This window comes from Pseudomonas sp. (genome assembly GCF_050739935.1).
Taxonomy (GTDB): Bacteria; Pseudomonadota; Gammaproteobacteria; order Pseudomonadales; family Pseudomonadaceae; genus Aquipseudomonas.
This window is the reverse complement of record NZ_JBOICF010000115.1, coordinates 46,960-71,044: the sequence shown is the minus strand read 5'-3', so window position 1 is coordinate 71,044 and position 24,085 is coordinate 46,960. Positions and strand designations below refer to the sequence as shown.

16 protein-coding genes and 4 pseudogenes are annotated in these 24,085 nt (G+C 52.9%); 5 read left to right on the top strand and 15 right to left on the bottom strand.

Annotation, left to right across the window (positions count from 1 at the left end; all coding sequences use genetic code 11):
- The first annotated feature begins 317 nt into the window (after positions 1-317).
- The gene (locus ACRER8_RS23265) at positions 318-1,214 is read left to right on the top strand and encodes a LysR family transcriptional regulator (protein ID WP_431748530.1); all 897 of its coding nucleotides are present in this window, start codon (positions 318-320) and stop codon (positions 1,212-1,214) included.
- Between the two features lie 167 nt (positions 1,215-1,381).
- On the opposite strand, the gene ACRER8_RS23260 is transcribed toward ACRER8_RS23265, so the two are convergent.
- Positions 1,382-2,929 (bottom strand): MFS transporter, encoded by a 1,548-nt coding sequence (locus ACRER8_RS23260; RefSeq protein ID WP_431748529.1) that lies wholly within the window; start codon positions 2,927-2,929, stop codon positions 1,382-1,384.
- A gap of 800 nt (positions 2,930-3,729) precedes the next feature.
- Between ACRER8_RS23260 and ACRER8_RS23255 the strand changes: the two genes are divergently transcribed.
- Positions 3,730-4,794, top strand: a complete 1,065-nt coding sequence (locus ACRER8_RS23255) for an SDR family oxidoreductase (RefSeq protein WP_431748528.1) — start codon at positions 3,730-3,732, stop codon at positions 4,792-4,794.
- Positions 4,795-4,872: 78 nt separating this feature from the next.
- Here ACRER8_RS23255 and ACRER8_RS23250 read toward each other — a convergent pair whose 3' ends face one another.
- From ACRER8_RS23250 to ACRER8_RS23230, 5 genes are all read right to left on the bottom strand, one after another.
- Positions 4,873-6,381, bottom strand: coding sequence for an efflux transporter outer membrane subunit (locus ACRER8_RS23250; protein ID WP_431748527.1), 1,509 nt, complete (start codon positions 6,379-6,381; stop codon positions 4,873-4,875).
- A gap of 10 nt (positions 6,382-6,391) precedes the next feature.
- Positions 6,392-9,661, bottom strand: coding sequence for an efflux RND transporter permease subunit (locus ACRER8_RS23245; protein ID WP_431748526.1), 3,270 nt, complete (start codon positions 9,659-9,661; stop codon positions 6,392-6,394).
- A 15-nt stretch (positions 9,662-9,676) separates the two neighbouring features.
- On the bottom strand, positions 9,677-10,861 hold the full coding sequence (locus tag ACRER8_RS23240; protein ID WP_431748525.1) for an efflux RND transporter periplasmic adaptor subunit: 1,185 nt from the start codon (positions 10,859-10,861) through the stop codon (positions 9,677-9,679).
- A gap of 137 nt (positions 10,862-10,998) precedes the next feature.
- The gene (locus ACRER8_RS23235) at positions 10,999-11,679 is read right to left on the bottom strand and encodes a gamma-glutamylcyclotransferase (RefSeq protein WP_431748524.1); all 681 of its coding nucleotides are present in this window, start codon (positions 11,677-11,679) and stop codon (positions 10,999-11,001) included.
- A gap of 563 nt (positions 11,680-12,242) precedes the next feature.
- A complete protein-coding gene (locus tag ACRER8_RS23230) occupies positions 12,243-12,563 on the bottom strand; it encodes an antibiotic biosynthesis monooxygenase (protein WP_431748523.1) in 321 nt (106 codons plus the stop codon).
- A 309-nt stretch (positions 12,564-12,872) separates the two neighbouring features.
- Here ACRER8_RS23230 and ACRER8_RS23225 point away from each other — a divergent pair.
- Positions 12,873-13,491: pseudogene (locus ACRER8_RS23225) on the top strand (glutathione binding-like protein).
- Positions 13,492-13,687: 196 nt separating this feature from the next.
- Here ACRER8_RS23225 and ACRER8_RS23220 read toward each other — a convergent pair.
- Both ACRER8_RS23220 and ACRER8_RS23215 read right to left on the bottom strand, forming a co-directional pair.
- Positions 13,688-14,533, bottom strand: coding sequence for an alpha/beta hydrolase (locus ACRER8_RS23220; protein ID WP_431748546.1), 846 nt, complete (start codon positions 14,531-14,533; stop codon positions 13,688-13,690).
- A 24-nt stretch (positions 14,534-14,557) separates the two neighbouring features.
- Positions 14,558-14,766 (bottom strand): annotated as a pseudogene (locus ACRER8_RS23215) (epoxide hydrolase N-terminal domain-containing protein); the annotation flags it as partial.
- A 433-nt stretch (positions 14,767-15,199) separates the two neighbouring features.
- On the opposite strand from ACRER8_RS23215, the pseudogene ACRER8_RS23210 reads away from it, so the two are divergent.
- Positions 15,200-15,960, top strand: a pseudogene (locus tag ACRER8_RS23210) (patatin-like phospholipase family protein); the annotation flags it as partial.
- 94 nt (positions 15,961-16,054) lie between these two features.
- Here the strand turns inward: ACRER8_RS23210 and ACRER8_RS23205 are convergent.
- The 7 genes and pseudogenes from ACRER8_RS23205 to ACRER8_RS23175 form a co-directional block, all read right to left on the bottom strand.
- On the bottom strand, positions 16,055-17,752 hold the full coding sequence (locus ACRER8_RS23205) for a hypothetical protein (protein ID WP_431748522.1): 1,698 nt from the start codon (positions 17,750-17,752) through the stop codon (positions 16,055-16,057).
- Positions 17,753-17,762: 10 nt separating this feature from the next.
- Positions 17,763-18,149 carry a hypothetical protein gene (locus tag ACRER8_RS23200; protein ID WP_431748521.1) on the bottom strand — a complete coding sequence of 129 codons (387 nt, stop codon included), beginning with the start codon at positions 18,147-18,149 and terminating at the stop codon, positions 17,763-17,765.
- Positions 18,150-18,795: 646 nt separating this feature from the next.
- Positions 18,796-19,093: pseudogene (locus tag ACRER8_RS23195) on the bottom strand (hypothetical protein).
- A gap of 205 nt (positions 19,094-19,298) precedes the next feature.
- Positions 19,299-19,763, bottom strand: a complete 465-nt coding sequence (locus ACRER8_RS23190) for a nuclear transport factor 2 family protein (RefSeq protein ID WP_431748520.1) — start codon at positions 19,761-19,763, stop codon at positions 19,299-19,301.
- 84 nt (positions 19,764-19,847) lie between these two features.
- Entirely contained in the window at positions 19,848-21,686 is a 1,839-nt protein-coding gene (locus ACRER8_RS23185; RefSeq protein WP_431748519.1) for an amidohydrolase, read from the bottom strand.
- Between the two features lie 136 nt (positions 21,687-21,822).
- Positions 21,823-22,416 carry an antibiotic biosynthesis monooxygenase gene (locus ACRER8_RS23180; RefSeq protein ID WP_431748518.1) on the bottom strand — a complete coding sequence of 198 codons (594 nt, stop codon included), beginning with the start codon at positions 22,414-22,416 and terminating at the stop codon, positions 21,823-21,825.
- 126 nt (positions 22,417-22,542) lie between these two features.
- On the bottom strand, positions 22,543-23,196 hold the full coding sequence (locus ACRER8_RS23175; protein WP_431748517.1) for a hydrolase: 654 nt from the start codon (positions 23,194-23,196) through the stop codon (positions 22,543-22,545).
- Positions 23,197-23,501: 305 nt separating this feature from the next.
- Between ACRER8_RS23175 and ACRER8_RS23170 the strand changes: the two genes are divergently transcribed.
- Positions 23,502-24,083 carry a helix-turn-helix domain-containing protein gene (locus tag ACRER8_RS23170; protein ID WP_431748516.1) on the top strand — a complete coding sequence of 194 codons (582 nt, stop codon included), beginning with the start codon at positions 23,502-23,504 and terminating at the stop codon, positions 24,081-24,083.
- The last annotated feature ends 2 nt before the right edge of the window (positions 24,084-24,085 follow it).

Sequence of the window (24,085 nt, the reverse complement as noted above, 5' to 3'; positions counted from 1 at the left end):
TAATTGTATGATAGCGATGGCTCTCACATCGCCATATAATTATCATTTTTATCGATATCGAGTCTTGTCTTTTGCTCCATTAGCATGGCACCACTACTTAATGTAATATCCCTGCGCCAAACAATCACAAGAAATATGACCCGATCAAATCGGTCGTGCCAAGCCACAATTTAAAACCTACCTGGCCATTCGCGACATACGCTCGCGCATCACTAAGCACCTTGGAAATTTGATACTGTTTCCGAAATTTGAGCCATAGTTGACCAAGCGAGCTCTGTGCGTCACGTCAAAAATGAATAGACCAAAAGAGAACCGTAATGGAACGAGCCGACACTTCATTTCCGGACATCGCCGCCTTCGTGGGGGTCGCGCAGACCGGCAGCTTCACCCGAGCCGCTGAAAATCTCTCAACAAGCAAATCTAACGTCGGAAAAGCGGTGCAGCGCCTTGAAGTAAGGCTCGGCACCAAACTCTTCCAGCGTACCACTCGTGCCGTCCGCCTAACCGAAGACGGAGAGACCTATCTGAATGCTGCCATCGCGGCACTGGATGGTCTTCGTGACGCGGCGCATGAGTTGGCAGCTCGCAAAGAAGAGCCCATCGGGCGTGTCCGATTGGACATTCCATCGGGCTTTCGTCAATTGTTTCTTCCAACCATATCTGAGCTTCGTCAAAGGTACCCACAGGTGACGCTCGAATTGTCCATGACGGATCGCATGTCAGATGCTGTTGGAGAAGGATGGGACATTGTCGTTCGAGCGGGTGAATTACCACAAGACAGCGAGATGACCGTCCGCAAGCTGTGCAATATCACGCTCAGCCTTTACGCATCCCCCGACTATCTGGCCCGTCATACACCGATAGAGTCAGCAGCCGACCTGGTCAATCATGAAGCCGTAATTTTTCGTGGGTTTACGGGTCGACTACGCCCTTGGTCGATTGCCGAAAATGGGCATATTCGGGAGTTTTCTCCTTCACCGGTTTTGATTGTATCGGATGGGCAAGCGGTGATTGATGCCACTGCCGTTGGGCTCGGCATCGCCCAGATCTATGACAAAGTCGCTCAACCGTACGTCGATTGCGGGAAGCTTGTGCGTGTACTCACTTCGGTGGATTCGCCAGGCCCCCCTGTACACGCCCTCATCCCTTTGGGTAGTCGAATGCCAGCAAAGACGCGGGCTGTATTGAATTACCTTGCAGATCGCTTGCGGTAGTTTGAACTGCAGTCCGCAACCTGAGGGTTAACAATCTTCGTTACCGCTTAAAGCTAACCATAAAACGTAAAAAACTTTCGGAGCAGAAGGAAATCTTCTACTCCGAGAGCCTGAGAGCTCCAAGTTATTACCCGCGTCAGCATCGACGAGGGCAATCCTCTTAGCTATTAAGCTGCCTCGCTGACACCCTCATCAGCAACAGTACGATCTTTACTCAACAGCCCCAGTACCGCAGCAGCGGAAGCCAATGTGATGATGGTCAGGATATGCAACAAGTATTGGAACGCCGAAGCGTAACCCTGAACGAGACGCTCGTTAGCCAGGCCTGGAACAGTATTGATTGCATGTGCCATGTCGCCAGTGGTCACGCGATGCGCTGTTTCTGCAATCAGCGCAGCGTCGGCGCTGCCGGCAACCACTTGCACTGCATCAGTCAGGTTGGTGTGCAGTAATGATGCAAGCATCGCGGCAACACTTGCCAAGGCAATACCCTCACCCGCCACGCGCACGGTGTTGAAAATACCAGCTGCCATACCAGCGCGCTCTTTTGGCACGACGCTGACCGACAGACCATCCATCAAACCCCATGGCAGGCCTGCTCCGATCCCAATCAACAGCATCGGGCCTACGAGACCAAACTTAGGTTCGCCGACGTTGTACAAACTCAGCCAATGCAGGCCAATCGCAGCAATGAGGAAACCTACACCCGACAGCACGCCCGCCGAGATAAAACGGGTCATGGAGGCCGCGAGCATTGGCACTACGAGCATCGGCGCGGAAAGCGCCAGCAGCAACAAACCCGCATCAATTTCGCTCAGGCCTTCAACGCCGATAAAACGCAATGGCAGCATCACCACCAAAACGATGTAGCAGTAACAAGTGCCGATCGGCAGCATTTGCACACCGACGAAACGGGGAAAGCGAAACAGAGTCAGATCGAGCATCGGACGCTTAACACGCATTTCGATCATGATAAATGCAACCAGCAGGACTGCCGACGCACCCAACAGACCTACGACTAACGGGCTGCCCCAGCCACTGTCCGGCGCTTGAATAACACCGAAGGTGAACAGCGCCAAAGTGGCACTGAAGGTAATCGTGCCTGGCCAATCCAACCCCTGAGCCCCTGGGTCACGGGTCTCGCGCATACGCGGTAGGCCAAAGACCATCGCAATCACACCGATCAAAGCAGTAAAGACAAAGATCGCACGCCAGCTGAACGCATCAATCAATACGCCAGCGACCAGAGGGCCGAACGCGAGACCGATACCGAAGGTTGTACCGAGCATACTGTAGGCACGAGTACGGGCGTGCCCTTCAAACTCTTGTGCCAGTGCCGCAGAACCGCTGGCCAAAGCAGCAGCGCCAGCGACACCCTGAATAGCCCGCAGGACATCAAGCCATACCACCGACGGTGCCATACTCTGTGCCAGAGATGCTGCAGTAAACAGCATCATCCCAATTGCAAAAAGGCGCTTACGCCCATAAACGTCAGCCAAAGCGCCTGCCGCCATCAGCAAACTGCCGAAGGAAAGCATGAACGCGTTGGTGATCCAGGTGAGAGCAACGGGGCTCCCTCCCAAATCGCGGCCGATAGCGGGCGTAGCAACCGCCCCTCCGGTAAAGCTCAGTGGTAGTACCAGTGCGGAAAGACAAATCGCTGCAAGAATAAGCAGTTTGTCCCTCGCCTTAGCGTCGCGGTCTGTTGATTTCATAGTTTCACCGTTTGTGGGATGGGCAGAGCTGCGTGCACAGAATTTGAAGATCCGCACGTGGGTGAGCACCCAAGAGACGGCTAAGGCCGTCCGCGCGGTCATTCTTACTTCTCGCTTTTTCCGATTCCGTATGGACATATGCACGGCACGAATGCTTATTAGCGATAGGTACCAGCTAGATGGATCGCTGCCTCCCGGAAAAGGCATTTCCTGCGATTGGGAGCAATTGTCACGTATGAGATGTAGACATTAAACGCACCTTCGTGAGACGCTTCGTCGCTTGAAGAGAGACAATCGGAAGCGCAAACATTCAGTACCGAATTTCAATATATAGCGACTGAACAAACACCTAGACCTTAACTTGTTCATTGGGTGCCTGCTGCACAGATACACTCCTGCTCAAGCCATTCTGATTCACTATCTCTCCTTCCAATCTTTGCGCATCCAACATCCTCTCGAATCGTCTTTGAAAAGATGCAATTTCACTTTCGAATGCAAATTTCAATAGCCGGTTCTCGGCTTTTTTGTGAACAAAATTACCCTCAATAACTGACAAGCGAAAGAAATGTGCAACCCCCCCTCCAGAACTACTTATTTGTGCCCCCACCTTCCGAATCTCAGAAAATAAAATAAATAACAGTCAACTGTCGCCCCAACGGAGACACAGTGTCTCCATATAAGGTTTTATCATTCGCCATGCAGCTACTAACTTGATACCCGACTCAAGTAGCAACAGTTAATCCCGACCATGCTCCATTTAATTCTGGTCACTTTGCATACACTCAACGCGGGGTATCAATATGAATAGAAAGGCATTAATCGTTGGCGTAACCGGCATCATTGGAAACAACCTTGCCCATCGGCTACTGGAAAACGGCTGGGAAGTCATAGGAATTGCGCGCAAGCCTGAAGGCATTGTCGATGGGGTTAAGCACATCGCAGCTGATCTGCTCGATGCTGCAGACGTGAAAGCTGCACTGGAAGGCGTCAACCCTTCCCATGTGTTCTACGCCAGCTGGAAGCGCCATGAGACTGAAGCACAAAATATCAAAGTCAATGGACTCATGATTCGTAACCTGCTGGACGCCCTGCGTGGCAGCGAAACCGTCGAACATGTAGCCCTTGTGACGGGTCTTAAACACTTCCTTGGGCCATTCGAGGTGTACGGCAAAGGAGTGAACATCACCACGCCGTTCCGCGAAATCATGACCCGCCTCGATATTGAAAACTTCTACTATGAGCAGGAGGATGAATTGTTTGCTGCCGCCGAGCGTGAGGGGTTCTCGTGGACTGTTCACCGACCACACACGGTTATCGGTTACGCCCTCGGCAACGTCATGAACATGGGCATGACGCTCGCGACGTATGGGGCAATTTGCAAGGAAACCGGGAGACCCTTCATTTTCCCTGGAAGCAAATCTCAATGGAACGGATTGACGGATGTAACCGACGCTCGCCTGCTCGCGGAACATTTGGAGTGGGCCTCGACCACCCCTGAAGCGCACAACAAACCACTACATGTGGTAAATGGCGATACCTTCCGGTGGAGCTGGATGTGGGGGCGCATCGCAGAATGGTTCGATCTCGAACCCGTGCCGTTCGATGGCAACGGTGTCTTGCTGGAAACCCAGATGGCAGACGGTCACCGAGTGTGGGCAGACATTGCCCGCAAACATGAACTGGTGGAAGGCAATTTTGACCGCATGGCATCTCCCTGGCACACCGATGCTGACCTCGGTCGAACATTTGAGTGCCTGACCGATATGTCTCACACCCGTGAGCTGGGGTTTACCGGCTATAGCACCAGCGATAAGGTGTTCTTCGATCTGTTCAACCGCCTGCGTAACGAACGCATTATTCCTTAACCCCACAGAAACAAAAAAGCATGCCCATGGGCATGCTTTTTTGTTTCTAATTGGCGCTGCCTTCGTCACCGCGACCTGTTACCGCCGCGTGACCTCCTGGGACTTCACTGGCGAGGCATTACCCCAGCCACCACCCAATGCGCGGATCAGATTCACAGTGGCCGCCGCCTGCGCACCTTGCAATTGCACCGCAGCGCGACGTGATTGCAAAGCCGTACGTTCGGCATCGATGACCGACAGGTAAATAACATCCCCTTCGGTGTACTGTGCTCGCGCCACTTTAGCGGCTCGGCCGGAAGCATCCACCGCTTGTGACTGAGTACGGGTTTGCTCTTCCAGCACCCGCAGATCAGAGAGGTTGTCTTCTACCTCACGGAACGCCACCAACACCTGCTGGCGATAATTGGCTACATCTTCCTCGTACTCAGCCCGCGCTTTTGCCAGGTTGCCTTTGCGCAGACCACCGTCGAAGATCGGAAGGCTCAGCGCCGTGCCGGCTAACGGGCCGAGCAGGAAGGTGCGGCTGCTCCATCTGAACAGGTTGCTTAGCGAACCGGACTCAAAGCCAGCATTGCCTGTCAGCGTCAACGAAGGGAAGAACGCTGCTTTTGCAACACCAATTCGAGCATTGGCCGCAGCCATCGAACGCTCAGCTGCTGCGATGTCCGGGCGACGCTCCAACAGCGACGATGGCAACCCTGCCGGGATCCGCAGATTTACTGGCTGCAATGGATTGGCCGCCATCGAAAACTCTGCCGGCGTCTTGCCCAGCAACACCGCGAGGCTGTGCTCCGATGCTGCGCGCAGGCGCTGTACAGTCATGGCGTCCGAGCGGGCTGTCGCCAACTCGGACTCGGCACGCGCAACATCCAACTCACTGATATCGCCCAGGGTATATTGCTGCTGCACCAGCTTCAGCGCTTGCTCGCGGAGCTCGATCGCATGGTTGTACACCTCAATTTCCGCATTCAATTCACGCAACGCGAAATAGTTTTGTGCAACATCTGCCTGCAACGCCAACAACACCGAGTGGAACAAGGCTTCGCTGCGTTGAGTTTCCGCATCCGCCGCATCGACCGTGTTGGACACGCGACCGAACATATCGACCTCATATGAGATCCCGGTCTGTGCACGCCACATCGTTTGGCTGGCACCCTGCCCACTGTCTGACTGGAACTGCGAGGCGGGTGAAACGCGTTGACGGGTTGGGCCAAAACCGGCGTCTACCGTCGGGAACAAGGCCGAACGCGCAGACTGATTCAGCGCCCTCGCCTCCTTCAATCGGGCCGCCGCAGCGACCAGATTCTGGTTGGCATCTTGGGCCTGGCTCTCAAGGTGATTCAGGGTAGTGTCATTGAACACCCGCCACCACTCGCCCCTTGCGAATTCTTCCGACGGCTCAGCATTTTTCCAGCTGCCCGCTTCTGCGGGCGTCAGTGGAGATTGGGCCTTTTCCTCCTTGTAAGCCTGAGGCGCCGAAACATCAGGTTTTTCGTAGGTCGGCGCAAGGGAGCAGCCTGCTGTCACTAACATCGTCGCTAGCCACATTGAACCCAAAAGCATCCGATTCATTGCAAACACTTTCATGTCGTTCTCCTTACTTCAGGAACGCGGGTTCAGGCACGCGAGCTGATGTCTGAGTGTGATGACCACCGTCAAAGTGCGAAGTGTGATCCGGGCTAATGTCGAAACTGGAGTTAAGGTCGGCGCCCAAGTGCGGGTGTTTGCCGTGCTTGTCCACCAGGTGCTCGACACCCGACAGTTTGCGCAGCAGAACGTAGAACACTGGGGTCAGCATCAAGCCGAACAGGGTCACGCCCAGCATGCCGAAGAACACCGCGACACCCATGGCCTGGCGCATCTCGGAACCTGCACCGGTGGAGAACACCAGTGGCACGACACCCATGATGAAGGCGATCGACGTCATCAGAATCGGACGCAGACGCAGCCGACTGGCTTCGATCGCGGCTTGCACAATGGTACGGCCTTGCATTTCCAGCTCACGAGCAAACTCGACAATCAGAATGGCGTTCTTCGCCGATAGCCCCACCAACACCATCAAACCAATCTGGGTGAAGATGTTGTTGTCGCCATTGGTCAGCCAAACACCCGCCAACGCAGAGAGAATGCTCATCGGCACGATCAGGATGATTGCCAATGGCAGGGTCAAGCTTTCGTACAGGGCAGCCAACACCAGGAACACCAACAGCACGCTGATTGGGAACACCCACATTGCCGCGTTGCCAGCGAGCACCTGTTGATAGGTCAGGTCAGTCCACTCGTACTTGATGCCACGTGGAAATACTTCTTTGGCAATGCGATCAACAGCCGCTTGAGCCTGCCCGGACGAGTAACCAGGCGCAGGGCCACCGTTGATATCGGCCGCGGTATAACCGTTGTAGCGGGTAACCATTTCTGGGCCGTAGGTGGTGGTCACTTTGATCAGCGAGGACAGCGGAACCATCTCGCCTTTGTCGTTACGGGTTTTGAGCAAACCAATGCTTTCAGCAGTTGCACGGAACGGTGCATCAGCTTGAGCCCGCACTTGATACACGCGACCGAATGCGTTGAAGTCATTGACGTACATCGAGCCCAGATAGATCTGCAGGGTGTCGAATACATCAGTCACCGACACACCCAATTGCTTGGCCTTGACCCGATCCAAATCGACATTCAATTGAGGCATGTTGATCTGGAACATCGAGAACGCTGGGCCCAGTTCAGGAGCTTTCGCAGCGGCGGCCAAGAAGTCCTGGGTTGCTTTGTTCAGCGCCTCCAGACCCAGTGCACCTCGATCTTCAATCATCAGTTTAAAACCACCAACCGTACCCAGACCCGCTACTGGCGGTGGTGGGAATACCGCAATGGCAGCGTCCTTGATCCCGGCATATTTGGCATTCAACTGTGCAACGATGGCCGAGGCGGATTCTTCTTTGGAGCGATACTTCGATGGTTCAAGTACAGGGAACACCAAGGCACTGCTTGGCGAGTTAGCCAGGCTGACCGACAACCCCGGGAACTGCGGCAGGTTCTTCACGCCTGGAATGGCCAGGGCGATATCGCCCATTTCACGCACGACTTTTTCGGTACGATCCAACGTAGCGCCACTTGGCAGTTGCGCGATAGCCACCACGTAGTCTTTGTCTTGCGCCGGTACGAAACCACCAGGAACAATCTTGCCCATCCACACCGCACCGCCCAACAGAATGCCGTAGATCACTAGCATCACGAGCTTGCGGTTTACCACACGGCGTACACCGTTGCCGTAGCTTTGCGAACCCCGGTTGAACACGCGGTTGAAGACGTTGAAGAAGCGACCAAACAGCGCGTCCATAATCCGGGTCAGACGGTCTTTTGGCTCGTCGTGCCCTTTGAGCAGAATGGCGGACAAGGCTGGCGACAAGGTCAGCGAGTTGAACGCCGAGATCACGGTCGAGATCGCAATGGTCATCGCGAACTGTTGGTAGAACTGGCCGGTCAGGCCGGACATGAAGGCCAATGGTACGAACACCGCCACGAGGGTCAACGCGATGGCGATAATCGGCCCGCTCACCTCCTGCATGGCCTTGTAGGTCGCATCGCGAGGTGAAAGCCCATCAGCAATATTACGCTCGACGTTTTCCACCACCACGATGGCGTCGTCCACCACGATACCGATCGCCAACACCATGCCGAAAAGGGACAGGGCGTTAATGGTGTAGCCAAATCCGAGCAGCAACGCGAAGGTACCAATGATCGACACCGGCACGGCCAGCAGCGGAATCAGCGAAGCACGCCAGGTTTGCAGGAACACGATCACAACCAGCACCACGAGGGCGATGGCTTCGAGCAGGGTCTGGATTACCGCATGAATACTGTCCCGCACAAATTGGGTCGGGTCGTATTTGATGCCGTAGTCGACACCGTCAGGCATGTCCTGCTTGATCTCCTCCATGACCTTGCGCACGTCGTCGGAAATCTGCAACGAGTTCGCGTTCGGTTGCTGGAAGATGATCATCTGAATAGCGGGCTTGTTGTCCAGCATCGCCCGCAGCGTGTACTCGGAAGCAGCCATCTCCACACGAGCGACATCGGACAGGCGAGTGATCGCCCCGCCGCTGGTCTTGAGAATGATGTCGCGAAATTCCTGCTCGGTCTTCAAACGGCCCTGAGCGTTTACGCTCAGTTGCATCGGCACATTAGTCAGCATTGGCGCACCGCCAACGATACCGGCGGCAACTTGCACGTTCTGCTCACGAATGGCGCTGACTACATCAGTGGCAGTCAGGTTCAGACGCGCGACTTTTTGTGGATCGAGCCAGATGCGCATCGAGTAGTCGCCCGCGCCCCACATCACAACTTCCCCGACGCCTGGGATACGCGCAAGGCGATCCTTGACGTTGATCAGGGCATAGTTGCGCAGGTAGGTCAGGTCGTAGCGCTGATTAGGCGAGAGGATGCTCACGCCCATGGTCAGAGTTGGCGAGGACTTGATCGTGGTCACGCCTAGACGCTGCACGTCCTCCGGCAGGCGCGGCAACGCCTGGGCCACGCGGTTCTGAACGAACTGCTGAGCCTTGTCCGGGTCGGTACCGAGCTTGAAGGTTACGGTGGTGGTCAACTTGCCATCGCTGTTGGCCAGCGACTGCATGTAGAGCATGTCTTCTACGCCGTTGATCTGCTCTTCGATCGGCGAAGCTACAGTTTCAGCAATGACTTTCGGGTTGGCGCCAGGGTATTCAGCGCGAACCACTACCGACGGCGGCACCACTTCCGGGTACTCGGCTGTAGGCAGTTTGGTCAGGGCAATCAGCCCCGCCAACACAACCACCACCGACAACACGCCTGCGAAGATTGGCCGGTCGATAAAGAATTTAGAGATATTCATGATGATGTTCTCTCGTTAAGCCGAAGGCTTGGCAGCACGGCCGATGTTCGCCATTTCAACGGAGTTGGCACGGACGGTGTCGTTAGGACGTACACGCTGCACACCGCTGACGACCACACGATCGCCCGCCTTCAAACCAGAGGTGATAATGCGCAGCCCCTCGTGCAGATTGCCCAGCGTGACTTCGCGATACTCGACAACATCACCTTGGCGAACCACCAGCACAAATTTCTTCGCTTGGTCAGTTCCGATGGCCGAATCATCCACGAGCACGGCGTCAGTTGGTTTGCCGCCGCCTACCTTGATACGTGCGTACAGGCCTGGCAGGAGAGCGCCATTGGCGTTGTCGATACGCGCACGAACTCGAATCGTTCCCGACTGGGTGTCGAGCTGGTTATCGATGGAATCGACCACACCGCTGCGCGAGTAGCCGGCTTCGTCAGCCAGGCCGAGAGATACCGGTGCGGGCTTGGTTGAGGCCTGATTCAGATAGCGCAGGTAGGTCTGCTCATCGACATCGAAGGAGGCGTAGATGGGGGACACGGATACCAGGCTGGTCAGCACCGGTGCCGCAGGGCCCGCCGAAACAACGTTGCCTACGGTCAGCTCCGCGCGAGAGACACGACCCGCGATGGGCGCCGTGATTTCGGTGTAAGAGAGATTGACCTTGGCAGCGTCAAGCGCGGCCTTCGCGACCTTGACGTTGGCTATCGCTTCGCGCGAAGCATTTTGCTTCTCATCCAGATCGCGCTTGGAAATGGCGTTCGACTCAATAAGTCGCCCCGCGCGGGCGGCATCAGTGGCGGTATAAATAGCCCGGGATTCAGCGGCAGCCAATTGGCCGGCTGCACGATCCACTTCGGCCAGATAAGGACGTTGATCGATGGTGAACAAACGATCACCTTTGCTGACCAGGGCCCCGTCCTTGAAATACACGGCAACGATGGTGCCAGGCACAAGAGGTCGGATGTCGACCTTGCCCACAGCCTCCAGGCGACCCGAATAGCTCTGCCACTCGCTGACCTGTTTGAAGACAACGGTAGCAACATCGACTTCTGCTTTAGGGATTGCCGGTGCTTCGGCTGCATGCGCAGCCTCGATCGGTGAAAAATGATCGCCATACTTCACGGCGATTCCGGCTGTGCCGGCCACTAAGAGCGCACTCAACGCAACGGAAAGTCGTTTGTGATGGGCGATCATTTCTTTTCTCCTACTAAGTTAAGTTACTTTAGAAAAAGGCAGTAATCGAACTAGTACTCCGAACTCCTGCTAAACCTCATAGAGCTGCCGCTTACAAAATCCAGGCGCAAGGAAACTCTCACCCAGGAAATGGGGCTTCACGGCATGACATTCGTTGCGGCAGGATTAGTACACGGCATTATTCCTGCCGAAAGTGCTCCGATATATTCGTCAACAAAACCGCTTGCACACAAAGCACTGTTAAGTTTATGCACATATTCAGCGTTGCTACCCATAGGGCCAGAGGCTTCTGAAATGTGCCTTGAAACTGACTCAACACTCGCATCTTGTTCATATAAGGGGTGGTCGGGCTCTGCCACAAATACAAGTGCCATGGCTTCAGTCCCGTCATCCATCGACAACGGCGCCCATACTGGGCGGTAGGCACCAGTGGGCATTTCACGCACCCACAACAGAATTAATTCGTCCCGTGCGACTTTTTCAGTCAACCGAAATGCTACGCCCTGAGTAGAGCCGCCCGGCTCTAGCGCCAACATCCGCCCTGGTGTTTCCACCGTGGCGCGCCCGGCGAGTATTCGCATGCAAAAACTTCTGTGCCAGCCATGTAAAGTTGCCCGTTGTTTGCCTGAGAAGTTCAGCAGTGGATTCCACAGCAACGAACCGTAACCAAAAACCCAAATATCGCCATCATTAGGACGAATCGCCAACGTCTCGTGCATGGATCGCTCGATTTGCTCAAGCGTCCATAAAATCTCTCTTGGCATCTCACCGAAATTTTCGAGGTAAGCACCGGAGGTAATGTGGTTTTTCGTCAACATCGCCGCTGCCTCTGATCTGCGCCCATTCTAAAAATAGATCCGGTTCAGCTCGGCTTTTGCTACGCAGAATATGCGACAGCCCAGATGTGAACCTATCGGCAGCCAGGTAATAAACTGCCCATGGGTGAATAGTGCAGCAATGGTGAAAGCTGATAAATAACGCCCGGTTCTACTGTTAGTCGCCACCAAAGAGACAATGGCGTAAAAATCTACCTACATCGCATTTGGAGTACGTGGGGCCTCCTATGCTAGGTATGACCATTTTTTAGCTAGGCATGACGCAACACTTAGCTCCCGATCCACAGTGCGAAAATAGTGAAACTTGAGTCATTTAGTCACGACCGAATAACGTAACGCCATTGTCGTAATCCTTGTCGTCGCGTGCGTGTTAGTGGCACGGCGAAAAAAGAAGCACACGAAAGCTCTGCCGCAACAGCGTCAATGGGTTGCTAACGGCAGGCTAAGTTGGAGCTTGGCTAATCGGCGTGCTACCGACAGTGATCCGGTGAGAACTTAAGAGATACAAACATGAACCTATGTCTAACTCGCAGAATAGAGTACCGTCAATTTGCGCGACGCTGATCTTCGACTGGATTAATAATAAAGCTATTGAAGTTAATCCGACTTGCCATGCCAGCACTCAACATATCCATAAACCCTGCCAGCTCCGGATGATCAAAATGTGCACGCACCTGACTTTCAGATTCCCAGTAACCGCTAACGATCCAGGAGTTCTTTGCCCCACGATTATCGGTAATTGCGTAGCCCACACACTCTGTGCCGCTAAGGAGCGCGCGAACAATGTGAGGGAGTTTCGTGCAGACCTCACCCACTCGCCTTGGCGCGGCATCGACTTCGACGGTATTGATTGCTGAAATTAACATCTTCAACCCTCCTACATGACCTACGGGAAATTATGCCGCATGGGCAAAGGCGCATAAATAGCGCCGTGGTTGTTACACAGTTGCCAATAAAGCGACAATCTGCACACGCAACCCAGTTTCGCATGCCAACGTCGCTGGCTTTGCGTCCCCTCACGTGCCGCCACAAGTGCGCACGATGCATGCCCACCATGAGCAAGATAGTGATCTCCCAAGAGACATCCGGAGCTAAACACGGATCAAATCTGGCGCATTATTTTCTGTGAGCAAGCTATCCTTTTATGTCCAAACACGTGTTACGAGAGCCCCACCATGAAGCTCTATTTCACTCCAGAAGCCTGCTCTATGGCTCCCCATATCTTTTGCGCGAGCTGAACCTGCCGTTTGATTTAATCCAAGTTGACCACGCCACCAAAACCACCTCTGCAGGTGAGAACTACTGGAGCATCAATCCTCACGGATACATCGCGGCATTGATGCTCGATAACGGGGAGGTTTTGACGGAAGGTTCGACCATTCTCGAATTTCTAGCCGACCTCAAACCAGAAGCAGGCTTGGCACCTCCGGTCGACAGCTGGCAACGAATTCGTCTGCGTGAATGGCTGAGCTTTTTGTCTTGCGAGCTGAATTGTGCAATGAGTCCTCTTTTTCGGGACATCCCACAGCAGGTGCGCGATCAGATCTTCACTCGCCTCTTCAGACGGGTTGACTCACTCAACCAAACCCTAAGCCAGCAGCCGTATTTACTCGGAGACACTTTCTCCGTGGCGGATGCGTATCTCTACACGTTACTAAGATGGCTTGCTTGGTTCTCAATAGACTTGGGACGCTGGCCAGCGCTAGTGCTCTATCAGGAGCGCATCGGAGCCCGACCAGTGCCCAGGCGGCGTTGGCCGCTGAGCTTAATGGAAAGAGTCCGCGCACCCATTGAGCTAGTTCGTCGCTCTGCCGATACGAGTGATTGAGAGTACCGCCTGCACATTTCGGATGGGGCAGTATCACAAAACCAGAGAGCAGACAAAGGGCCCGACGTGCAGAGACTCTGTTTTACAGACTCAACACGCGGGCCCTAATTCAACCTTAGGTTGATGGGGCGCGACTACCTCGCACAATCATCGACCATCCTATTAACGGACGCTGGAGAACGCCGCTCGCACTTCATTGACGAAAATCGCAGGCTGTTCAAACGCTGCGAAGTGACCGCCTTTTTCCGCCTTGTTCCAGTAGATCAGGTTGCTGTACGCCTGCTCAGCCCAAACTTTTGGCGGAGTGTAGATCTCTCCTGGGAACACGGAGACAGCGACCGGCAGATCAAGGTGGACGGCACCGAAGTTAAGGCCTGGATGTTCGGCATACATACGCGCCGACGAAGCACCGCTGTTTGTCACCCAGTACAACATGATGTTGTCGAGAATCTGATCGTAGGATAAAACGCTCTCGGCACTACCGCCGCTGTCGCTCCAGGATGCAAGCTTCTCGTAGATCCACGATGCTTGACCAACAGGAGAATCCGCCAGAGAGAAGCCAATCGTTTCTGGACGGGTCGTTTGCAGGTCGTGATAGGCGATACCGTCTGAAGCAAATAGCACACACTGATCGAGCGCTGCCTGCTCTTCGGCACTCAACTCTGCCGGCAAATCGGCGGGGACAACAAAGGGCAGGTTTACATGAATCGCCGCCAGACCATCAAACTTCAAGCGCCCCATCTCGGTAGTCACCACACTGCCCCAGTCGCCGCCTTGGGCAACGTAGCGAGGGTAGCCAAGACGTTGCATCAGTTCGTGCCAGGCATTGCCGATGCGGGTGCGGTTCCATCCTTTGGTGGTGGGCTTGTCGCTAAAACCGTACCCAGGGATCGACGGCAGCACCACGTGGAAAGCGTCTTTCGCTTCGCCGCCATGGGCGGTTGGATTAACCAATGGATCGATCGTATCGAGGAACTCGACAATCGAGCCCGGCCAACCGTGAGTCATGATCAATGGCAAGGCGTTTTCATGGGGGGATTTGATGTGCAGGAAGTGAATACCCAAGCCATCAATTTCGGTTTTGAACTGCGGGTAGCTATTCAAACGCGCTTCGAATCGACGCCAGTCGTACTGAGTGCGCCAGTATGCAACCAGATCTTGCACCTTGGCCAGCTGCGCCCTTGGGACTGGTCGCCAACGGTTTCGCGATCCGGCCAGCGGGTACCATTCAGGCGACGCATCAACTCATCGAGTTCGGCCTGTGGGATCTCAACGCGAAAGGGTGTCAATTGAGTGCTAACGGACATCATGATTTCCTCTGTGTCGTCGGTTCATCGACAACCGTTATGGCGTCGATTTAGTCGAGATCACTATGCCCGTAGCCGTGGAAAGAATAAGCCCACCGAAAAGCAACGCTCTGTCGCAGCAAAGGATACAAACGCCTATTCGAAACTCTCTGCTTATCGGCTTGAACGTCGGCCTTATGTGTTCTTGCCAATTTCCGACATGTGCTTCGATATAGGTATGCCCATTTGCCGTAATTCAGCTTTCTTAACTCTTCGATTTGTTTAAGAACCCTCCGGAACTCCTGACTTGCACGTGGGTACCTCCCTAAAACAACGCGCATCCGTCAGCTACACTGATTCGACGCAGTGCTGCATAGAGACTTTGAGCATGGCAACCAAAACTGCAATCGTATTTGCTGGCAGTGGCAGCTTGGTTGCTGTCCAGGTGGGCATGTTGCGGGCCTTGGTCGAGGCCGATATTCGCTTCGATTTCGTGGTAGGTGCGTCGGTAGGCGCCATCAACAGTGCCTACTTTGCCGCAAGGCCAGATGCCGAGGGCGTCGAGGCGCTAGCCGGTTTCTGGCGCGGCCTGAGTAAAGCCGACATCTTTCCCCTGTCTTGGCTCGATACCTGTAGAGGACTGATCAAGCGCCGTGGCCATCTGCTACAGCCGGCAGCCTTGCACCGACTGCTGGGGCATGCGCTGCCCATTCACCGCATTGAAGATGCGGCGCTTCCCCTGCACATCGTCACTACCGATCTGCTTAGCGGTGCCGAGACCGTGCTGTCCAGTGGCGAACTTGAGCAGGCGTTAGTGGCTAGTGCTGCCATCCCGCTGGTGTTCCCGTGTGTACAAATCGCCGAGCGGTTTTTCTGGTTGACGGAGGGGTGGCAAGCAATACACCAATCTCGACTGCCGTAGCCTTGGGAGCCACCAACGTTGTGGTAATTCCAACGGGCGTGAGTTGCGCCCTGACACAACCGCCGCGAGGCCTGATCGCTTTAGCCCTGCACACCGTCAACCTGATGAGCATGCGCCAACTGGTGAGCGACATCGAACACTTCCGCACCCTCACCAGCCTGCACATCGTCCCGCCTTTGTGTCCCGTCGATGTATCGGTGTTCAACTTTGCCCAGACCGAGTCCTTGCCAAACTCTAAAATCTTAATCTGAAATACAGTCGATTGCTGGACGGCCATATTATCAACAATAATCAGACTTATAGGTCAACCTATTTAGAACCTTAAAAAAAACTCCAGAAAGCCATTATACAACCAAAAGCAGTAGCAGCACTCGTAATATCGAACCCCACATCCCTAGCATCTTCAGTGCTTAAAGATATAAAAGCGGCCTGTTTTTCCCAGTTATTATGGAGTACAAACATGCCCAGGTTAGCATTTTTACTGAATGAGCGGATAGTATACTTTCCAGGAAGCTGTTCGCCACGAGCAATATTAAGCACCATTATCGTTTCATCAGTAGAGTCGTCCATAGCATCGTTTTCACGTATATGGAGCATCACCTGAGTCACTTCAATACTTCCCATGCTTAATGCTATATCGACCAGTCCTGACCAGTTATTCAATGGGCAAAAAACAGTTCTATCATGCCATCGCCAACTTATGTGCTCAACATGGTTGGCCTTTTCATTTTTAGAACCATAGGACAACACAAACAACGTTGGCTCTGACCCGACCCACTCTCCTGTCTCTAAAGAATTTAACCACCCCACTATATCATCTAACGAAGCTTGAACCCCTAAATAGCCATGCTCACCAACTGTACAATTTGTATGTTGTATTGAGGGGGCTCTGACCAGAACTGTCCAATTAGCCTCGGAATTGTAGGGATCAGCACCAACAACAATCAGTTCCTGGGCATCTTTTACTCCCAGAATAATTTCAAGCAAGTGATTCGGCAGGTGAGGTAATTGAAGAACCCGAGAATTGGAAACAAGTGAGCCAGCCTGCCTTACAGCTGCGGCAATCGCATCACCATCGGAAAACATATCAAAGAATCTATTGATATCCATTGGAAGAATAAGATCTTCCGCGTGTATCTCGCTTAAAATTTTTTCGCGAATATCATACTGGAAACCGAATTTTTCACACCTTGAGTTAAGGCGTACCAAAGCCTCTTTTTTTCGTTCACCTGACAAATATGGGAAAAGATTTTGTTGCGCCAACCAAGTTTCCACTGACTTTGCGAGAATGCGATCCAACATGTGTCCTTGCGCTTGGCCTGTGGGCCAATCATTTTCAGAATCCAAATTCCAGCGCTCAAATTTATTGGTTTCGAAAAACGCATCAGCGGTCGCATCGAGAACAGCACGCAACTCATTGATTTTTCCATTTCCCAGATAACGAAGCAGTTTATCGAGGCGATAATTTGGTTGGTATTCTGGTTTGAGTTTTGTGTAACGAGGCCAGTTCTGTGAAACGAATGCTTCAAATAACATTGATCCAAACGCAAAATGGGCCACCGTCGAGAAAACAACCACCTGAAAAAAAGTACTACCGAAATATTTATCAATAATCTTCGAAGCCGCCTCGTAGTACTTCTTGTACTCCAGAGGAAGGAGCTTTTGCGTGGCGAGCGCATCCTCAGGTGAGAGCATCTTCAGCCCAATGTACGTTGCCGTTATTTCATGAGCTCGGAGCGAGGCTTCAACCATCTTTGCTGCCGTCACCTCGACCCGGCGAATTACTTTTGCATCAACGGGGCTACGCGAATCTAAAACCTTAAATAAAACACTGAGCAACAAGCCGTCTGCTGTCTTCAAGAAAACAGTTTCATGCGCTTGCTCATGATAAAAAACTGCATCTTTATTAAGATGGTCAAAACTAACATGAACTTTCTCCCCGTCGTGCCACCCAGCTGTTTCCGGGGCAAAAAAAACACCAAATGGCATGAGCCTATTTTGCTGTAGAAACTCTCGCATATTGAACGCCTCAACTAAATAACTTAAACACTCCAAAAATGAATCCAATCAGCCAAGTCAACGTCCAAAACGACATCAATTTAGACGTAAATCGCACTATTTTATTATAATCATCGTAAATATTAAGAGCAGGCGTAATATGTACAACATTCGGTATAGACATATACAAACTTATAAATACCGATACAAGCAAAGCACCAAAACAAATAATTGCAACCATGTCAATAACTGGATTTGCGACTGCAATTTTCAATAAAGTCGCAAATAAACCCAGAGTACCCGTGGACACCCCAATACAGTACTTACCCAGCTCATGTCGTTTTGAGAGCCCCTTTTTCAGCTCATCCTTAAACGCATCCCGGACGCTTGACGCTACATCCTCACCAGTTAGTCTCATGAAGATTTCAACTCCCACTCAAAGTATGAAGTATGGCATTTTGGGCATTCACCAAGCGTGTCCTTGACTTCTAAAATCATCTGAAATATTTTGGCTTTTTTTTGAGTTGTATAGGGCGTGCTGTTTTGTTTCACAGTACCAAAACTAACTTGACCATCACAGACCTCGCCTGTCTCTAACACCTTGATACACTTATATGTCATTTCCTCTCTCCAACCTAAAAATCACTTAAGATAATCATGAAAACAACAAGCACTTGACTTATCAAATCCAAGCGATACAGCCTGCTAAATCATTAATGCATACACTTCCCAACAATTACCACCAGCGCATAGCCTGAGATCTTAGCATGCTGCATTAGGAGTCAGTTATAATAATAACTTAACGATGAGAAAGAGCATATCACCAATCGGAATAAAGTCCGCTGTTTCAAGCTTTACTCCTAGGGGTTATCCGAGTCTTCGCGTGGTACGCTCGAAACAGCTATGTGTTTTAACGGCGCTCACTACAAAATGGATCGATGCGACTTGCCCGAAGTAAAAATCGGAGGATACCGTGATGAAAACTCCGGGTACTTCTGACATTCCTGCCTATCATGGCCCAACAAAAAGGCCCTTACCGGGACTATTTGGTACTCAATCCAAGCTTACTTGGTCAGCCAGCTTTCGACCGTGTCAGACCCATGTTTGACTTTCCACTCTTTCAACGTCTTGTGGTTGCCGCCCAGCGCGACGAACAGATTGCGGATCAAGCAGGTTCATCACTTCTCTCAAGCTGAAACCGTACTGAGCGAAGAGAGCGCGCAGTTTGGTCTCAAATTCGATTTCTTTTTTGAGTTCCGCTTTACCGTCTTCTTGCAAGCGTCTGTAATTGGTGACCCTCGTATCACCTGCTATACACCGTCCAAAGCTGATCAAGCTGAGTCGTAAAACTCTGGCTATCATCTCACGATGGATCCCCGATCTGGGTTGCCTGTTGCACCAAAATTCAGCAGGCTTTATTTTTCAAGGAGATACAGAGCGAACGGAGGTATGGGGAACTGGACCCTTCGCGTCGTTTCGTGGAGCGCTTTAGCGACTAGTACTTTGTTCGAATGCCCCAATAAACAGGCGGATCAATCACGTCAGATTGATGGATTCTGCACAGACCTCAAACGGGCCTTGCCAGCCATGGATAACGCAAGGAATCCTGTCCTCCATAGTCTGGATCTAGATAGATAAAACAGCGGTTGATTTTCCAGTCACGAATTTCAAACACATCACACCAATAACCGGCGGCCCAGTCCGGATTGCCCGCGCACCACGCGCCATCCACATGTTCGCCGTGGCTGGTGCCCTCACAGACAACGACATCCGTTCCGGAAAAAACCCAATTGAAATGAGCGTAGTCATGAGTGATTGAAATCAGCCGCTCACCCAAGTCGGCAAACATTTCACTGATCTGCGTATGCCCCGTCGCGATCCCCCACTTGGGGAAGTAAACCTGTGCGTCTTCGGCGAACAGTTCCAGGATATTGCGCCCATCCGGGGCAACCCCGCCATTATCAAAGGCCCTGAAGTAATCAAGGATCACTGATTTGCGATGTTCGTCCGTCATAGTCATGTTGCTCAGCATGATGAGTCACCCCACTGATATCCGACCACTCCGTTACCCGAGGTGGCAACGTATCGTGGCCACCTTCAGGCTCACCACGCGCAACTAGAATGCAAAGCAGGAGCACCCGAAGGCCCCCCAGAAACCCTGGAAATCGTTGACCGGCACCGGGGACAATCTAGCCCTTTCGTGACGGTGCGAATGGACGGCGCAAGGGCCACTGCATTGATGCACCTGTGCGGCGACAACCGCAGTGGATTTCCAATGCCCTGGCACATGAATGACAGGTGACCAGTCAGGCATGACGGGAATGGCTGGTGGTGCCAACTGATCGAATTCGCCGGCACCATAAACGACCTGGCCACCCACCACCGTCAAAACCGATTCGATCCATTTGATTGCCTCTTCTTCCACACTGAAAAAATCGGCGCTCAAGGCAACGACGTCCGCCAGTTGACCCACCTTGATCTGCCCCTTCTTGCCCTGCTCCGACGAGAACCAAGCACTGCCGTGGGTATACAGTTGCAACGCGGTATCCCGTGAAAGGCCTTGTTGATAGAGCGTCATTCCGCCCACCGTTTTACCACTGACGAGCCAGTACAGCGACGTCCAGGGGTTATAACTGGAGACTCGCGTCGCATCAGTACCTGCCCCTACGGGCACTCCCTCAGAAAGCATTCGTTGAATCGGCGGCGTCTGCTGCGCAGCCTTGTTGCCATAACGCTCGACGAAGTATTCGCCCTGAAACGCCATTCGATCCTGAATGGCGATGCCGCCACCCAGCGCCCGAACGCGCTCGATATTCTCTGGGGTAATAGTTTCGGCGTGATCGAAAAACCACGGCAGGCTATTGAAGGGAATGTCCCTGTTGACCTTCTCGAAAACGTTGAGCATTCGTGTGATGGATTCGTTGTAAGTCGCATGAAGCCGGAACGGCCAGCGGTGCTCGACCAGATGGCGTACAACGGGCTCCAGTTCTTGCTCCATGGTCTGAGAAAGATCGGGACGCGGCTCAAGGAAGTCCTCGAAATCGGCGGCGGAGAACACCAGCATTTCCCCGGCACCGTTGTGCCGAAAAAAGTCGTTGCCATCGCCGGGCTTGACCATGCTTGTCCAGTTCTTGAAATCCGCCAGTTCCTGCTTGGGTTTTTGAGTGAACAGGTTGTACGCGATGCGCACGCTCAATTGATTTTTCTCAGCCAACTCACGGATGACCTTGTAGTCATCTGGATAGTTTTGAAAACCACCCCCTGCATCGATAGCACTGGTGACACCCAGGCGATTGAGCTCGCGCATAAACTGACGCGTTGAGTTGACTTGGTATTCCAACGGCAACGTCGGGCCTTTGGCCAGCGTCGAATAGAGGATCATCGCGTTGGGCCGCGCAATCAGCATGCCGGTTGGATCGCCATTGGCATCGCGCTGAATCTCCCCGCCAGGGGGATTGGGCGTATCTCGGGTGTAACCGACTACTTTCAGTGCTGCTCGGTTCAGGAGTGCACGATCGTACAAGTGCAGTACGAACACCGGTGTCTCGGGGGCGGCTTTGTTCAGCTCGTCCAGCGTGGGCATTCGTTTCTCGGCAAACTGGAATTCCGTCCAGCCGCCCACCACCCTCACCCACTGAGGCGCCGGCGTACGATCAGCCTGAGACTTGAGCATTCGCAAGGCATCTGCCAGCGAGGGAACCCCTTCCCAACGCAGTTCCAGATTGAAGTTCAACCCACCTCGAATCAGATGGAGATGGGAGTCGTTCAATCCGGGAATCACAGTGCGCTTTTTCAAGTCAATAACCTGAGTGGCACTGCCGCGTGTGGCCATGATTTCCTCATCACTGCCTACTGCGATGAATTTCCCATCCTTGATGGCCACCGCACTGGCCGTGGGTTTCTCGCGGTCAACGGTGTGAAAGCGGCCATTTACCATGATCAAATCGGCGTTCATTGTGCCTCCTTGAATACTCGATGCTGATGAACCTGCGTATACGGATACGGAAAACGGTATTGCGCACCACAGCGCACCAACGCCTCCGAGAATCGAACTTTCGGTAAGAAATCGTCTGCGACGGCTGTCGGTAGAATCATCTTTTTTCATGAATTCCCCCGTTTTTACGAACGTTCAACCAAGGCTCGAACAAGCGGGTTACACGTGGCATGAACAGGTAAACCACCAACAATACGATGGTCAGTGTGATCACCACATTGCTCTGGAAATAGCCTCCAAGCCAGGGAACGCGTTCGAATAATGGTCGCCAGCACAAAGGGATAGTCAACGTCAGGGGAAGGATCACTAAAAAGGTGATGCACGCCTGCTTCCAGCGAGGTGGCGGTAGTACCTGGCCTGATTCAGGAGTGAACCAGAATTCACGACCTTGGCTGATCTCAAGCTGATCGCCATCGGCCAACAGCTCTTGTACCTCAGCAATCAGCAACCGACGGTCTTGCGAGTCCAGCCATACTTGAAGCTTCTCGGTATCGGAGAAGCGCAACACGCTGGTGAAGAGATGCATCCCGTCATGGTTGCTACGAAACACATCCACTCCCAGATGGCCCTCATAGCCCTTTGCGGTGATGACTGTTCTTCGCAGCCAAGCCTCATAGGCGCTTTCACTGCCCTGCCGGGTTCGGTGTCGGACGACCAGAGTGGCCACTTCATTGGCGTTGTAAATGCTCATTGCGAGCTCCCGGGCTGCCGTCGCCCTGCGAGACGAGTTTGTCGTCAGGCACGCTTGAACCAGCCGACCAACCACGCGATTTGCCTGCGTGCGCCTCATCCTCTGGGGGATGAGGCGCCATTCAGATCAATGCCCTTCCGATGCGTTGAACATGGTTTTGGCGTAAATCAGCCCGAGACCATACGCGCCACCATGGGCGATCGACGTTTTCACTGTCTCGTTATAGGTTTCACCACGCGCCCAGTCACGCTGCAACTCCAGCAGGTATTGAAGCGAAGTCATTGGACATGCACCCGCCTGAACCATGCGGGTGATGGCGCGCTCATGGGCCTCATCCGAAACGTCGCCGCAAGCATCACAAATGATGTACACCTCGAACCCTTGTTCAAGTGCAGATATCGCAGGCCCTACGATGCAGACGGATGTCCAGAGGCCGGCAAGAACAACTCTATTACGGCCGATCTTGTTCACTTCCACGGCAATCCGCTCGTCTTCCCAGGTGTTCATACTGGTTCGATCGATGAGCTCCTGCCCCGGAAACGTCGAGGTGATTTCTTCAAACATCGGGCCTGAAAAGCTTTTTTCGGCGACCGTGGTAAGAATCGCCGGAACCTTGAATTCCTTGGCTGCTTTCGAGATCAACGCTGCATTATTTCGCAGAGTGACAGCGTCTATGGATTTGGTTGCAAAGGACATCTGCGACTGAAAGTCGATCAGGATCAGAGCGTGGTTGGAAGGATCTAACAGGCCTTTACCTGGTGCTGCTTTTGCCGTTGCCATGACACTTCTCCAGATTCGTTTGGGAGCGTGCATTCTCACGGTGTGCTCAAGCGGAGCGATTGTAAGCATGTGCGAATTTAGAAAACTTGTGCTGAGAAAATTTCTACCTCTTGGCCCGCAATGAGTCGCAGACGTACCCAGGATGATCTTGAGCGGTTTTTTGCCTAAAAAGCTTCGCTCCAAAAAAAGGATGGGTGGTCACCTCTCCTTGTGGCGAATCTCGAATTTTGTACCAAGCTAGATTTCAAAAACGAGAAGCATCAGGGCCTGTATCCCGACAGAGAGGAAGCTCGAGCATGTGTCCGATGTCCGATAAATCCACTCCCTTAACCAGAACATCGACCATCGATGACTTTCTCTTCGATCATTTGAAGCACAGCTTCGGCGGGTGTGATCCCGTCATGTATCACTTGGCTTCTGCGGTGATGCCAATGTTCAACCAGCCTGATGAGAGCAATCGATTATTTATCGATCAAATCATAATGGCCATGCAGGCACACCTTTCTGTCAATTATGGTCGGAGAAGCGTTGCGATATCCTCGAAGCATCGAGGACTGGCGCCCTGGCAGCAGCGACGGGCAAAGGAGTTGTTAAGTGCCCATATTGTCGATGGCGTTTCGGTCGAGAAGCTGGCCCGAGAGTGTTCTTTCTCAAGGTGCCATTTCAGCCGTGCGTTCAAGCTCAGTCTCGGACTGAGCCCACATCAGTACCTTCTGCAAATGCGCGTAGACAAAGCAAAAAAGCAGCTCATGAATCCCACATTGAAAATTACAGAGGTCGCTATTGATTGCGGGTTTTCCGATAGCTCGCACTTCACCAAAGTATTCGGTCGATGTACCGGCTTTTCGCCTTCCTATTGGCGCCAACTCAACACCGGCCTCCTATAAGT